Annotated in this window: 13 protein-coding genes; 4 read left to right on the forward strand and 9 right to left on the reverse strand. The window is 65.5% G+C overall.

The genetic code is table 11. The annotated features are described in order from the left end of the window. Positions 1-362: 362 nt before the first annotated feature. Positions 363-1,625, reverse strand: coding sequence for a tyrosine--tRNA ligase (gene tyrS, locus AC0GNO_RS19230; protein ID WP_472905125.1), 1,263 nt, complete (start codon positions 1,623-1,625; stop codon positions 363-365). A gap of 200 nt (positions 1,626-1,825) precedes the next feature. Between tyrS and AC0GNO_RS19235 the strand changes: the two genes are divergently transcribed. After that, positions 1,826-3,190 carry a peptidoglycan DD-metalloendopeptidase family protein gene (locus AC0GNO_RS19235; RefSeq protein ID WP_472905126.1) on the forward strand — a complete coding sequence of 455 codons (1,365 nt, stop codon included), beginning with the start codon at positions 1,826-1,828 and terminating at the stop codon, positions 3,188-3,190. 132 nt (positions 3,191-3,322) lie between these two features. On the opposite strand, the gene htpX is transcribed toward AC0GNO_RS19235, so the two are convergent. From htpX to AC0GNO_RS19255, 4 genes are all read right to left on the reverse strand, one after another. Then, the gene (gene htpX, locus AC0GNO_RS19240; RefSeq protein ID WP_472905127.1) at positions 3,323-4,192 is read right to left on the reverse strand and encodes a protease HtpX; all 870 of its coding nucleotides are present in this window, start codon (positions 4,190-4,192) and stop codon (positions 3,323-3,325) included. A gap of 201 nt (positions 4,193-4,393) precedes the next feature. Beyond that, a complete protein-coding gene (locus tag AC0GNO_RS19245) occupies positions 4,394-5,194 on the reverse strand; it encodes a DUF3025 domain-containing protein (RefSeq protein WP_472905128.1) in 801 nt (266 codons plus the stop codon). Between the two features lie 6 nt (positions 5,195-5,200). After that, positions 5,201-6,253 (reverse strand): dihydroorotase, encoded by a 1,053-nt coding sequence (gene pyrC, locus AC0GNO_RS19250; protein ID WP_472905129.1) that lies wholly within the window; start codon positions 6,251-6,253, stop codon positions 5,201-5,203. Positions 6,254-6,281: 28 nt separating this feature from the next. Next, positions 6,282-7,208: a LysR substrate-binding domain-containing protein gene (locus AC0GNO_RS19255; protein WP_472886968.1), complete on the reverse strand. Its 927-nt coding sequence runs from the start codon at positions 7,206-7,208 to the stop codon at positions 6,282-6,284. Positions 7,209-7,314: 106 nt separating this feature from the next. Here AC0GNO_RS19255 and AC0GNO_RS19260 point away from each other — a divergent pair, with 106 nt between their 5' ends. Then, positions 7,315-8,865 (forward strand): acetyl-CoA hydrolase/transferase family protein, encoded by a 1,551-nt coding sequence (locus AC0GNO_RS19260; protein WP_472905130.1) that lies wholly within the window; start codon positions 7,315-7,317, stop codon positions 8,863-8,865. A 145-nt stretch (positions 8,866-9,010) separates the two neighbouring features. On the opposite strand, the gene AC0GNO_RS19265 is transcribed toward AC0GNO_RS19260, so the two are convergent. After that, the gene (locus AC0GNO_RS19265; protein WP_472905131.1) at positions 9,011-10,843 is read right to left on the reverse strand and encodes an ABCB family ABC transporter ATP-binding protein/permease; all 1,833 of its coding nucleotides are present in this window, start codon (positions 10,841-10,843) and stop codon (positions 9,011-9,013) included. Positions 10,844-10,911: 68 nt separating this feature from the next. On the opposite strand from AC0GNO_RS19265, the gene AC0GNO_RS19270 reads away from it, so the two are divergent. Continuing rightward, positions 10,912-11,343: an acyl-CoA thioesterase gene (locus AC0GNO_RS19270; protein WP_472886965.1), complete on the forward strand. Its 432-nt coding sequence runs from the start codon at positions 10,912-10,914 to the stop codon at positions 11,341-11,343. Between the two features lie 73 nt (positions 11,344-11,416). Beyond that, a complete protein-coding gene (locus tag AC0GNO_RS19275; protein ID WP_472886964.1) occupies positions 11,417-12,229 on the forward strand; it encodes an IclR family transcriptional regulator in 813 nt (270 codons plus the stop codon). 36 nt (positions 12,230-12,265) lie between these two features. On the opposite strand, the gene AC0GNO_RS19280 is transcribed toward AC0GNO_RS19275, so the two are convergent. From AC0GNO_RS19280 to AC0GNO_RS19290, 3 genes are all read right to left on the reverse strand, one after another. Further along, entirely contained in the window at positions 12,266-12,409 is a 144-nt protein-coding gene (locus AC0GNO_RS19280) for a hypothetical protein (RefSeq protein ID WP_472905132.1), read from the reverse strand. After that, the gene (locus AC0GNO_RS19285; RefSeq protein WP_472905133.1) at positions 12,399-13,229 is read right to left on the reverse strand and encodes a Bug family tripartite tricarboxylate transporter substrate binding protein; all 831 of its coding nucleotides are present in this window, start codon (positions 13,227-13,229) and stop codon (positions 12,399-12,401) included. Before AC0GNO_RS19285 ends, AC0GNO_RS19280 begins: the two co-directional genes overlap by 11 nt. A 198-nt stretch (positions 13,230-13,427) precedes the next feature. Further along, positions 13,428-13,769: transposase (locus AC0GNO_RS19290; RefSeq protein WP_472905134.1), on the reverse strand; the 342-nt coding region annotated here is incomplete at its 5' end.

The raw sequence follows: 13,769 nt of genomic DNA on the forward strand, positions 1-13,769 counted from the left end.
CGCCGCCAAGGCAGCCGTGCGACCGAAACCCTTGTGCTTAGGCGTTACCTCATGGTCTGAAGAACCGGCGCGGCTGACTCCGCTCATGTCCCCCGGGGCCGCTGCGCGGCCCCTCCTCCTTGACTTCGCTGCGCCAGCCACGCCGGTCCTTCAGACCGCCGACTGAGCGGCATGCCAACAAGGGCGCATCAACGGTGGCCTGCCAGCACCGCATCGGATCGGGGTGACAGTGCGTTCTGTGCAGTGAGGTCAAGGAGGAGGACCGGCGCAGCCGGTCCGGGGGACACGAACGGAACAGAGCGCGCTGGCGCCCCGATCCCGCAAAGGTGCATGAATGGAAACAGCGGGAGAGAAACGAAACGTCAGCCCAAAGTCACGCGCGCAAACTTCCGCTTCCCCACCTGCACCACATAAACCCCGGCGCCCAGCTTCAGACCCTTGTCGCTGACCACAGAAGAATCGATGCGCACACCACCACCATCGATCAGCCGGTTGCCCTCACCGTTGGACGCCACCAGTCCGGCGGCATTGAGCAGCGCCGCAACACCCATGGGCGCACCCGACAACGACACCTCGGGAATCTGATCCGGCACACCGCCCTTGCTGCGGTTGATGAAATCCTGCTCCGCCGCATCCGCCGCTGCCGCGCTGTGGAAGCGCGCCGTGATCTCCTTGGCCAGCATCACCTTGGCGTCCTTGGGGTTGCGCCCGCCGGCCACTTCCTGCTTCAGCGCCTCGATCTCGGCCAGCGACTTGAACGACAGCAGCGTGTACCAGCGCCACATCAACGTGTCGCTGATGCTCAGCACCTTGGCGAACATGCTGTTCGCCTCTTCGGTGATGCCGATGTAGTTGTTCTTGGACTTGGACATCTTCTCGACGCCGTCCAGACCTTCGAGCAGCGGCATGGTCAGGATGCACTGCGGCTCCTGGCCATACTCCTGCTGCAGGTGGCGGCCCATCAGCAGGTTGAACTTCTGGTCCGTGCCGCCCAGCTCCAGATCGCTCTTCAAAGCCACCGAGTCGTAGCCCTGCATCAGCGGGTACAGGAACTCGTGCACCGAGATCGGCGTGCCGGCCTTGAAACGGTCATGGAAATCGTTGCGCTCCATCATGCGCGCCACGGTGTACTTGGCCGCGAGCTGGATCATGCCCATCGAGCCCAACGGAAGCGACCACTCACTGTTGTAACGGATCTCGGTTCTGGCCGGGTCCAGCACCAGGCTGGCCTGCCTGTAGTAGGTCTCGGCGTTGGCCTTGATCTGCTCGGTGGTCAGTGGCGGACGCGTGTTGTTGCGGCCCGAGGGGTCGCCGATCAGGCTGGTGAAGTCGCCGATCAGGAAGATCACCTGGTGGCCCAGGTCCTGCAGCTGGCGCATCTTGTTGAGCACCACCGTGTGACCGATGTGGATGTCGGGTGCGGTCGGGTCCAGCCCGAGCTTGATGCGCAACGGCACACCGGTGGCTTCGGACCTCGCCAGCTTTTTCACCCAGTCGTCCTGCGGGATCAGTTCCTCGATGCCTCTCAGGGTCACCGCCAGCGCCTCGCGCACACCGTCCGTCGGCTGCACCGCCTCCAGCGTGGATTTCTGAACACCTTTTGTTTCGTTAAGGCTGTGATTCATAAGGGGTTTTTCAACTGCAACAGCCCTGGAACTGGCTATACTTTTGAGTTAGCGAGCGTGGATTTTAGTGGCCCGGCCTGGAGCCTTCCAAACGCAAGCCCCTTTGTGCGCCATGATCACGGGTTCGATCCCCGAATCAGGCGTCCTTTTTTTGCCTGTCGCCGCTGCGGCAAGCCAGCTGGAACCGCACCTTGATTTCCATGAAACCGGGCTCGCTGCCCCAGTTTGCACTCTCTTCCTCCAGCCTCCTGGTCCGTGGACTGCTCCGACACCCCCGCCGCATCACGCTGGGTGTGGGCGCGATTTTGCTGGGCACCGGCGTGACGGCTTTTGGCATCGCACCGCTGGCTCCCGATGCCGCCGATCTGCCGGTTCGGCAAGTGATCGAGGCGCTGAACACGGCTCCGCTGGGTGCCCCGCTGCTCACCGATGTCGCCTCACCCGCTGCATCGCTCACACTGTTCCGCAGCGACCAGGTGCGCCGCGATGACACCGCCCAGAGCCTGCTGCAACGCCTGGGGGTGGCCGACTCGGCTGCTCTGGCTTTCCTGCGCAACGACGCCACGGCGCGCCAGCTTTTCAACGGCCGAACGGGCAAGCTGGTCACCGCGGAAACCAACGACCGCCACGAACTGCAGCGCCTGATTGCACGCTGGTTGCCCGACGATGGGCGTGAATTCCAGCGCATGGTGATCGAAGCCGACCCCCTGGGTCACAAGGTTCGGCTGGAAACCGCCGAGCTCACGCCCAGCGTCCGCCTGGCCGGTGGCGTCATCAACACCTCCCTGTTTGCCGCGACCGACGCCATCGGCCTGCCCGACAGCGTGGCCGTGCAACTGGCCGAGATCTTCGGTTCCGACATCGACTTCCGCCGCAGCCTGCGCCAGGGTGACCGGTTCAGCGTGGTCTACGAGAGTCTGGAAGCGGACGGCGAAACGATGCGCGCCGGACGCGTGCTGAGCGCCGAGTTCGTCAACAACGGGCGCAAGCACGAAGCCGTCTGGTTCGAAGAACCTGGCCACAAGGGTGCCTATTTCGGTTTTGACGGCCAGAGCGCGCGCAAGACCTACCTGACCTCACCGCTGGAGTTTTCGCGCGTCAGCAGCGGCTACGGCATGCGTTTTCACCCCATCTCTCGCAAGCAGAAGGCCCACCTGGGTGTGGACTACGCGGCCCCCACCGGCACGCCCGTTCGCACCATCGGTGACGGCGTGGTCTCGTTTGCCGGCTGGAAAGGCGGCTACGGCAATGCGATCGAGGTCACCCACCGTGACAACCAGACGACCCTCTTTGCCCACCTGAGCCGCATCGATGTAAGGATGGGCCAGAAGGTTTCGCAGGGCGACCGCCTGGGTGCTGTGGGCTCCACCGGCGCCTCGACCGGCCCGCACCTGCACTTCGAATTCCGCGACCGGGGCGTGCACCGGGACCCGCTGGAAATTGCCCGTCAAAGTGAAAACATCCCGGTGAGCCCGACGTTCCGCGCCCGCTTTGAAGCGGTGGCGCAGTCGCAGCGGCAACACCTCGCCGCAGCGGCCACGGTCCAGCAGGCCAGCGCCGAATAAGCCACCGTCCGCCGGTCTGTCCGGGACGAGACCTTCACTGGCTCCCCAACAAAAAAGCCCCGCGATTTCTCGCGGGGCTTTTTTGTTGGCGGGGAAACCACCGATCGAATCGATGGCTCCCGAACACCCGGATCAGAGTTTCTGCAGCGCGTCGATGCGCTCTTCCATCGGTGGGTGGGTCGAGAACAGCTTGCCCAGGCCACCGGTGATGCCCATGGCCTGCATAGTTTTGGGCAGTTCGCCGGGCGTCAGGCCACCCAGGCGGGCCAGCGCGTTGATCATGGGCTGCTTGCGGCCCATCAGGCTCGCAGCACCTGCATCGGCGCGGAATTCGCGCTGGCGGCTGAACCAGGCCACGATGATGGCGGCCAGGAAGCCCAGCACGATGTCCATCATGATGGTGGTCACCATGTAGCCGATGCCCGGGCCGGAATGGTTGTCGCTGCCGCGGCGCAGGAAGCTGTCCACGGCGTAACCGATCACGCGGCTCAGGAACACCACGAAGGTGTTCATCACGCCCTGGATCAGCGTCATGGTCACCATGTCACCGTTGGCCACGTGGGCCACCTCGTGGCCGATCACGGCTTCGACCTCTTCCCTGGTCATGCTCTGCAGCAGGCCGGTGGACACCGCCACCAGGGCCGAGTTCTTGAAAGCACCGGTCGCAAACGCATTGGGCGCGCCGTCGTAGATGGCGACTTCGGGCATGCCAATGCCGGCCTTTTCGGCAAACTTCTGCACTGTCTGCACGATCCAGGCCTCGTCGGCGGTCTGAGGCTGGTTGATGACCCGCGCGCCGGTGCTGAACTTGGCCATGGGCTTGCTGATGAGCAGCGAGATGATGGCGCCGCCAAAACCGATCACGAGCGAGAACCCGGCCAACGCCGTCATGTTCAACCCGTTGGCGGTGAGGAAGCGGTCCACCCCCAGGATGCGGGTGGTGACCAGCAACACCGCCATGACGGCGAAGTTGGTCAGGACAAACAGCAGGATGCGTTTCATTTTTTCTCCATGTGGACGGTGACCCGGTTGAACAACCGGCTGCAAAGACAGGATCGTTCAGCCGCCCCAAGGTTCCATCTGAAACCCGGGGCCGGTGTCCGCGCGGCCCGGGCGGGTGCGCGCATGATACCGAGAAACCAGTATGGGGACAGGTGTCGGCAATTCAAGGGAAAAGCCTTGAATTTCAAAGACTTGAACGATTCAGCCAGCGCTCGGTGACCGGGCATCTCCAGGGAGGCGCTGCGGCCGGAACACACCGGCGTCGGCATAAAAGTCCGCCTTTTCATTCCCGGCCCACCAGCCCGGCACCCCGAGCACGGGCAGCGGCGTGAAGGGCTTTTCACCCAGCCCGGTCGCGCTCAATCGGCCCGCCAGCCAGGCATCCCATGCCGCCAGGTCATCACCCAGGCCCGGCGGCACCCGCGCCCGGTAGACATGGCCGGTGATCGACTTGTAGGGCGTCACCAGCTTCTCCAGCAGGGCGTGGCCGAACAGCACCAGCCGCGCCTGCGCCCACAGGGGCCGCAGCGCCACGAAGAGGCGGGTCCACTCGCGCGCGATCAGCGCGTCCCAGAGTTCGTCTGGGGCCTGCAACAGCACGGCGTTTTCGTCGAACAGCGTGATGGCATCGCGCACCGGGCCGCGCACCTGGCCCACACCGGCTTTCTGAATCTCCTCCGCCTGCAGGCGGTTGAGCAGGCGTTTGGTGGCCGGAAAGCGCATCCAGCACAAGCCATTGAAGAAGTCGTGCAGGCCTTCTCGTGTGGGCACGCTGCCGGTTTCGAAGATGAACTGCTCGTAGGCTGTGCCTTCGGGCAGATCGGCCTGCGGCACGAAGCGCGGGCCGAGGGTTCCGATGCGTTGCGTCAGCGCCTGCGGCAGCGGAACACCCTGCTCGCAGGCGCTGCGCACCACCGCGCCATCCACGGCAAACGGCGCGTTCCAGGGCAACGACCAGTCGGGCGCCGGCCAGGTCTGCACCGCCTCGATCAACGCGCACATGGTGGTTCAGACCACCAGCTTCCAGGGCAGTGCCTCGCCCGAGCGCAACGGTTTCAGCTCGGCTTCACCAAAGGCAAAACTCTCGGGCGGCGTCCAGCTTTCGCGCTTCAGCGTGATGGTGCCGCTGTTGCGCGGCAGGCCGTAGAAGGCCGGGCCGTTGAAGCTGGCAAAGGCTTCGAGCTGGTCGAGCGCGCCGGCCGCGTCAAAGACCTCGGCGTACATCTCGATGGCGGCGTGGGCGGTGTAGCAGCCGGCGCAGCCGGTGGCGTGCTCCTTCAGGTGCGCCGGGTGCGGTGCGCTGTCGGTGCCGAGGAAGAACCTGGCGTTGCCGCTGGTGGCCGCGGCCACCAGGGCCTGGCGGTGGACTTCGCGCTTCAGGACCGGCAGGCAGTACCAGTGCGGGCGGATGCCGCCGGTGAAGATGGCGTTGCGGTTGTAGAGCAGGTGGTGCGCGGTGAGGGTGGCGCCCAGGAACTCGTCGGCCTCGGCCACGTACTGCGCGGCTTCTTTCGTCGTGATGTGTTCCATCACGATCTTGAGCTCGGGGAAGTCGCGGCGCAGCGGCTTCAGCTGCTGCTCGATGAACACGGCTTCGCGGTCGAACAGGTCGATCTCGGGGCTGGTGACTTCGCCATGCACCAGCAGCGGCATGCCGGCCTTCTGCATGGCTTCGAGCGTTTTATAGGTCTTGCGGATGTCGGTCACGCCGGCGTCGCTGTTGGTGGTGGCACCGGCCGGGTAGAGCTTGACGGCGACCACGCCGGCCTCTTTGGCGCGGGCGATCTCGTCGGCCGGCAGGTTGTCGGTCAGGTACAGCGTCATCAGCGGCTCGAAGCCCATGCCGGCGGGCACGGCGGCGCGGATGCGTTCTGCGTAGGCCAGGGCCTGCGCCGCGGTGGTCACCGGCGGCTTCAGGTTGGGCATGATGATCGCGCGGCCGAACTGGGCCGCGGTGTGCGGCACCACGGTGCGCAGGGCCTCGCCGTCGCGCACGTGCAGGTGCCAGTCGTCGGGGCGGGTGATGGTGAGGGTCTGGGGTGCAGAGACAGGGGCGTTCATGACCCCATTGTCTCAAATAGCCTGCAGCTCAGGCCTTGGTTTGCGCGGCCAGGTGTTTTTCCAGATCGTTCCAGAACGCGTCCACCGAGCCTTTGGCCTTGCGCGTGCCCGGTCGCTCGCGGTAGATGCGGATGTCCAGCGCGGTATCGAGTCCCTGCCCCGCGCTTACCAGGCGCTTGGCGCGCAGCTCACGGCGCACGGCGCTGGCGGGCAGGAAGGCCACACCGTGTCCTTCGAGCGCCATGGCCTTGAGGCCTTCGGCCATGTCGGTTTCATAGATGCGGTCCAGGTGCACCGTCGCGGTGCTCTGCTTGAGCATCTGCTCCACGGCGCGCCCCATGTAGGCGCCGGGCGCGTAGGCCAGGTAGGGCAGCGGATGCGCCACCGTGCCCGGCAGCGTGAACAGGGGTTCTCCCTGTTCGTTGGGCTTGACGAAGGGCGACAGCGTCTCGCGGCCCAGCGGCAGCATCTCGTAGCGCGCGGCGTTCAACTGGATCGGCTGCGAGGTGTGGTGGTAGGCGATCAGCAGGTCGCAGCTGCCTTCGACCAGGCGCATCACGGCGTCGTGCACGTTGAGCGCGATCAGCCGGCTCTTGATCGGGCCGCAGCTCTCGCGCAGGCTGGAGAGCCAGGCCGGGAAGAAGGTGAAGGCCAGCGTGTGCGGCACCGCGAACTCGATCACGTCCTGCGCCGCGGCCGTGTGGGCCCTGAGCATGGCGCGTGTGGTCTGCAGCGCCTGCAGGGTTTCCAGCGCCTGCTCGTAGAGCGTCTGACCCGCGGGCGTGAGGCGGGTGGGATAGGACGACCGGTCCACCAGATCGGTGCCGGCCCAGGCTTCGAGCGACTGGATGCGGCGCGAAAACGCGGGCTGGGTGACGTGGCGCAGCTGCGCCGAACGGCTGAAGCTGCGCGTTTCAGCCAGGCTCACAAAGTCTTCCAGCCACTTGGTTTCCATGGTCGCGGATTATGCGCGCGGGTGAATCCCGGTGTTTTGACGCTTTGCGGTCATGGGCATCCGTTACGATAGCCAATACCTAGGGTTAACCCTGATATTCCATCCCATGACACAGAACCCGCCTCCGATCCGCCCGTCCCGCATCGCCCACGCCGGCCTGCGTCAGAAAATCATGTCGGCCGAAGCCGCCGCGGCCCTTATCGAACACGGCGACCACGTCGGCATGAGCGGCTTCACCGGCGCCGGCTACCCCAAGGCCATTCCGCTGGCGCTGGCCCGGAATATCCAGGCGCACCACGACGCCGGCAAGGCATTCCGCATCGGTGTCTGGACCGGCGCCTCCACCGCGCCCGAACTCGACGGCGCGCTCGCCAAGGTCGGCGGCATGGACATGCGCCTGCCCTACCAGTCGGACCCGACCTGCCGCGCGCGCATCAACGACGGCGAGATGGCCTACATCGACATCCACCTCTCGCACGTGGCGCAGTACGTGTGGTTCGGATTCCTCGGCAAGCTCAATGTGGCGGTGATCGAGGTCGCGGGCATCCTGGAAGACGGCCGCCTGATCCCGGCCACCTCGGTGGGCAACAACAAGACCTGGCTGGACCAGGCCGACAAGGTGATCCTGGAGGTCAACCACGGCCACAGCCTGGGCCTGGAAGGCATGCACGACATCTACTACGGCACCGAACGCCCGCCGCACCGCAAGCCGATCCCGATGACACACGCGGGCGACCGCATCGGCGAGCCCTACCTGCGCTGCGACCCGGCCAAGGTGATCGCCATCGTCGAGACGAACCTGCCCGACCGCGACACCCGCTTCTCGGCGCCCGATGACGCCTCGAAACGCATCGCCGGCCACCTGATGGCCTTCTTTCAGGACGAAGTCCAGCAGGGCCGCCTGCCACCCGAGCTGCTGCCGCTGCAGTCGGGCGTGGGCAACATCGCCAACGCGGTGATGGAGAGCCTGAACGACGGCCCGTTCAATCACCTGCAGGGCTACACCGAGGTGTTGCAGGACGGCATGCTTGCCATGCTCAAGTCCGGCAAGATGGCCATGGCCTCTTCCACCGCGTTGTCGTTCTCGGCGCCCGTGATGCAAGAGTTCCTCGCCAACCTGGACTTCTACCGCGAGCGCATCGTGCTGCGGCCACAGGAGATCAGCAACCACCCCGAGGTGATCCGCCGGCTCGGCATCATCGCCATGAACGGCATGATCGAAGCCGACCTGTACGGCAACGTCAACTCCACGCATGTGATGGGCACGCGCATCATGAACGGCATCGGTGGCTCGGGCGACTTCGCGCGCAACGCCTACCTCTCGGTGTTCATGACCCCGTCCACCGCCAAGGGCGGCAGCATCAGCTGCATCGTGCCCATGGCCAGCCACGTGGACCACACCGAACACGACGTGCAGATCATCGTTACCGAACAAGGCCTGGCCGACCTGCGCGGCCTGTCACCGCGCCAACGCTCGCGCCTGATCATCGAGCGCTGTGCCCACCCGGATTTCAGGCCCGCGTTGCTGGACTACGTGGAACGCAGCGAAGCCAACGCCCGCGCGGGGCATGGCGGCATGCACACGCCGCACCTGCTGGACGAGGCGCTGTCCTGGCACAGCCGGTTTGAGCAGACGGGGAAGATGCGGGCGGCTTGAGGGCCGGCGGGGTCGTTCGCTCCGGTGGCATGGCTGGCCTGGCCCTCACCCCTGCCCTCTCCCAGTGGCAGAGGGCGTGAAGACACGGCCGCCGGGCCGAGACCCGGCACGCCTCGAAGGCCAAAGACACAACGACGAAGAGGGATCAGTCCGTCCCTGACTGCTGCAGCGCCCACATCCCCGCATACACCCCACCACGCGAAACCAGATCAGCGTGCGTGCCCCGCTCAACGATCTCGCCGTTGACGAGCACCAGAATCTCATGCGCATCCACCACCGTCGACAAGCGGTGCGCAATCACCAGTGAAGTCTTGTTCCGCGCCGCACTCTTCAACTCCGCCTGGATCGCCCGCTCATTCGCCGAGTCCAGCGCCGAGGTCGCCTCGTCAAAGATCACGATGGGCGGGTTCTTCAGCAGCGTGCGCGCAATCGCCACCCGCTGTTTCTCGCCACCCGACAGCTTCAGGCCGCGCTCACCCACCGTGGTGGCATAACCCAGCGGCAGCTTCTGGATGAAGCTGTGGATGTGCGCCGCCTGCGCAGCGGCGACCGCGGCCTCGTGCCCGGCCTCGGGCCGGCCATAGAGGATGTTGTATTCGATGGTGTCGTTGAACAGCACCGTGTCCTGCGGCACGATGCCGATGGCCTGGCGCACGCTGGACTGCGTGACCTCGCGGATGTCCTGGCCGTTGATGTTGATGCGCCCGCCGCCATGCGGCCCCCCGGGTTCGTGGTTGCTGACGTCGTAGAAGCGGTAGAGCAGCCGCGCCAGCGTGCTCTTGCCCGAGCCCGAGGGCCCGACCACCGCCACCGTCTTGCCGGCCGGGATCTCGAAACTGATGCCGTGCAGGATCTCGCGCGCTGGCTCGTAGGAGAAGCGCACGTTCTCGAACGTCACCGCCGGCGGGCCGTCGAGCACCAGGTCCTGCGCGCCCGGCTGGTCGGCGATTTCGCGCTCCTTCTCCAGCAGCACGAACATCTTGTCCAGGTCGGTCAGGCTCTGCTTGATCTCGCGGTAGAGCACCCCCAGAAAACCCAGCGGAATGTAGAGCTGGATCATGAAGGCGTTGACCATCACCAGGTCGCCCAGCGTCATGCGGCCCTCGGCCACGCCCTGGGTCGCGCGCCAGAGCATCAGCACCAGCGCCACCGCGATCACCACTTGCTGGCCCGCGTTGAGCAGCGACAGCGTGGTCTGGCTCTTGATGCGCGCGCGGCGCAGCTTCTCCAGCGCCTCGTCGTAGCGGCTCGCCTCGAAAGCTTCGTTGTTGAAGTACTTGACGGTCTCGTAGTTCAGCAGCGAGTCGATGGCGCGCGTCTGGCTCACCGACTCCAGCTCGTTCATCTCGCGCCGGAACTTGGTGCGCCACTCGGTCACGGTCACCGTGAAGGTGATGTACAGCACCAGCGCCACCAGCGTGATCCAGACATAGCCCATGTCGAACTTGGTGCCCAGCAGCGTGAGCACCATGATCACCTCGATGAGCGTGGGGAAGATGCTGTAGAGCGAATACGAGATCAGCGACTGCACGCCGCGTGTGCCGCGCTCGATATCGCGCGTCATGCCCCCGGTCTGGCGCTCCAGGTGGAAGCGCAGGCTGAGCGCGTGCAGGTGGCCGAACACCTGCAGCGCGATGCTTCGCGTGGCGCCCTCGGTGGCCTTGGCAAACACGAGTTCGCGCAGCTCGGTGAACACGGTCGTGGACAGGCGCAGCAGCCCGTAGGCCACGATCAGCCCCAGCGGCACCACCAGCAGCGCCTCGACGCTGCCGGGCTGGATCGTCATCGCGTCCACCAGCTCCTTGAGCAGCAGCGGCACGCCGACGTTGGCCATCTTGGCCGCCACCATGAAGGCCAGCGCAAAGCCCACGCGCCACTTGTACTGCCACAGGTAGGGCAACAGGCGCGAGAGCGTGGCCCAGTCGGAGCGGCGCTGTGCCGCTGTGTCCCCGGGGGAGGGGGTCGTCGGCAGGGGCATGGAAACACGGGATGAATGGGAGCGCATGCGGGACAATGGGGCAAATCGTTGATTCAGAGATTGTGCCCATGTCCACCGAAACAAGCCCCCGCCCGCAAACCACCCTGCCCCAGGACCGCGAACTGGTGCTCAAGGTCATTCCCATGCCGGCCGACTGCAACGCCAATGGCGACATCTTCGGCGGCTGGGTCATGGCCCAGGTCGACCTGGCCGGCGCGGTGGTGCCGGCCCGCTACTGCCGGGACCGCATGGTCACCGTGGCGGTGAACCAGTTCATCTTCAAGCAGCCGGTGCGCGTGGGCGACATCCTGAGCTTTTTCGCCCACGTCACACGCATAGGCAACACCTCGATCACCGTGCAGGTGGAGGTGTTCGCCGAGCGCTTTGGCACCCAGGGCCAGTACGCGAAGGTCACCGAGGCCAGCCTGACCTACGTCGCCGTCGACCAGGACGGCCGGCCGCAGCAGATTCCCCGCGATGGGCTGCAGCAACCGGCCTGATCCGGGCCGGGTCTCGAAACGGTCAGGCTAAGATTGTCCATGGACAAATGCTTTCCATGGAACCAAGAACCCGATGCCACCTGAACCCAAGACCGCCCGGCAGCCCACCGCACCGGTGAAGAAAAGTGTTCGCGTGCGCGATGTGCCCGCGGTGACGCGGTCCATCGCCATCCTGCGTCTGCTGGGGCGAACCAACCAGGCCCTGGGCGTGAAGGCGATTGCCGACGAACTGGGCCTGGTGCCCAGCACCTGCCTGCACATCCTGCGGGTGCTGGTGAGCGAGGAACTGGTGAAGCTGGAACCCGGCACCAAACATTACGCACTGGGCAGCGGCATGATCAGCCTGGCCCGCAGCGTGCTCAAGGGCGGCAGCTTTGCCCAGCTGGCCCAGCCGGGCCTGGACCGGCTGGCGTCTTCGTTCGGGGTGACGGCGATGGGGGTGGAGGTGACGCCCAAGCAGACCGTGGTGGTGCTGGCCTTGTCGCGGTCGGACCAGCCGTTCCGCATGCACACCGACGTGGGCAGCCAGTTTTCTTCCCTGGTGAGCGCCACGGGGCGCCTGATCGCGGCCTACAGCGGCGAGAACTGGACCGCGCTGCGCAAGAAGTTCAGCGCCATCGAGTGGGACAAGGCCCCGAGCTTTGCCCAGTGGAAAAAGGAAGTCGAAGAGACCAGGGCACGCGGCTGGAGCATGGACCGCGACAACTTCATGAGCGGGATCACCGTCGTGGCGGTGCCCATCTTCGAGCCCTCGGGCCGGCTCATGCACACCCTGGTGGCCGTCGGCCTGTCCAGCCAGCTGCAGGCGACCGCCACGTCGCAGCTGGCGGCCGCGATGCAGCGGGAAGCCCGCTCGATCGCCGACCTGCTGCTCGACCGGCCCTGAACCAAGCGCTGGTTCAGGGCGCTCCGGGGGCCGACCTCAATCGACCCGGATGTCTGCGCGCTGGATCACCGGCGCCCATTTCTTGCGTTCCGCGCTCGCGAAGTCGGCCAGCTGGGTCACCGTTCCGCCCGCTGGGTCAAAGCCCATGTCCAGCAAGCGCTGGCGGGTTTCAGGTCGCATCAACACCTTGTTGATGGCGGCGTTCAAGGTGTTGACGATCGCCGGGGGGGGTGCCTTTGGGTGCGTACAGGGCGTTCCATGCCACCACCTCGAAACCGGTGAAACCCTGCTCCGCCACCGTCTTGACGCCCGGAACCAGGCCACTGGGCTGGGCAGAAGTCACCCCCAGGGCGCGAACCTTGCCCGAAGCCAGGTGGGGGCGCAAGGCCGTCGGCGTGTCGATGATCGCCGGGAGCTGTCCGCCCAGCAGGTCGGTCATGGCGTTGCCCGAACCCTTGTACGGAATGCCGAAGAGTTCCACCGAGGAGGTGTCCTTCAGCAACTCAAGCACCAGCCGCGCGGTGGTGCTGGGCATGGCGATGTCGGCGCTGTGAGGCTTGCTTTTTGACAGGCTCACCAGTTCGGCCACCGAAGTCAGCGGCGAAGCGCTGTTCACCGCCACCACCATGGGGAAGGTGCCGACCAGGGCGATCGGCTCGAAGTCCCGCGCCGCATCAAACGGCAGCTTGCTGTACAGGAACTGGTTGAGCACATGGGTGGCGTTGGTGCCCATGGTCAGCGTGTAACCGTCTGGCGCCGCCTGCTTGGTCAGTTCGGTGCCCAGGTTGCCCCCGGCGCCGGCCTTGTTTTCGATCACGATGGGCTGGCCCAGATCGCTCGACAACTGGGTGGCGAGGTATCGCGTGGCGATGTCGGTACCTTGCCCGGCGGCGTAGGCGACGATGATCTTGATGGGCCGCGACGGGTAGGTCTGCGCATGAACGGCCATGGTGGTCGTCAGCGCGCAGGCGGCGGTGATGAGTACTTTGAATAAATGCATGATGCTTGTCTCCTTCTATTGTGATGGCCAGATGGCCGCTAGGAGTCTGCGCGGCAGAACGTTTGGCGTGCTGATTTGATTGCAACTGCGCGGTGCCTCGGGCGATTTGATCGTTCCCGTTGTTTTGAGTGGTCTGTGCGGCGACCTTGTGCGGGTCTGAGGGCTCCGTTTCGCGGCCCGCGATGCCCCGTTTCCCCCTCAAGTACCGCGCAAACTGCACATCCTTCTCAAGTTGAGCGCCAGGCACACGAGCTTGAACTCGGCCTTGACCTTGTCCAATCCCCTCAGGCTGAACTGCCTGAACCCCAGCACGCTCTTGATCCAACCGTTGGGCGCCTCCACGATCCACTTCCTCTTGCGGTAGGCAGCCTTGCCTTCGGGCGTCTTCAACTTGGCATCCATCGCTGCGCTGTGCGGGTACTTCTGGGCGTCGATCTCAAGGTCCTGCTTGCCCTCGCGGCCCAGCGCCACGATCAACTCGCTCGGGCTGCCCTTGAGTTGCTCAAACACCGCCTCACAGCGGAACCCCGCATCGGCCAG

This window comes from Hydrogenophaga sp. L310 (genome assembly GCF_055703065.1).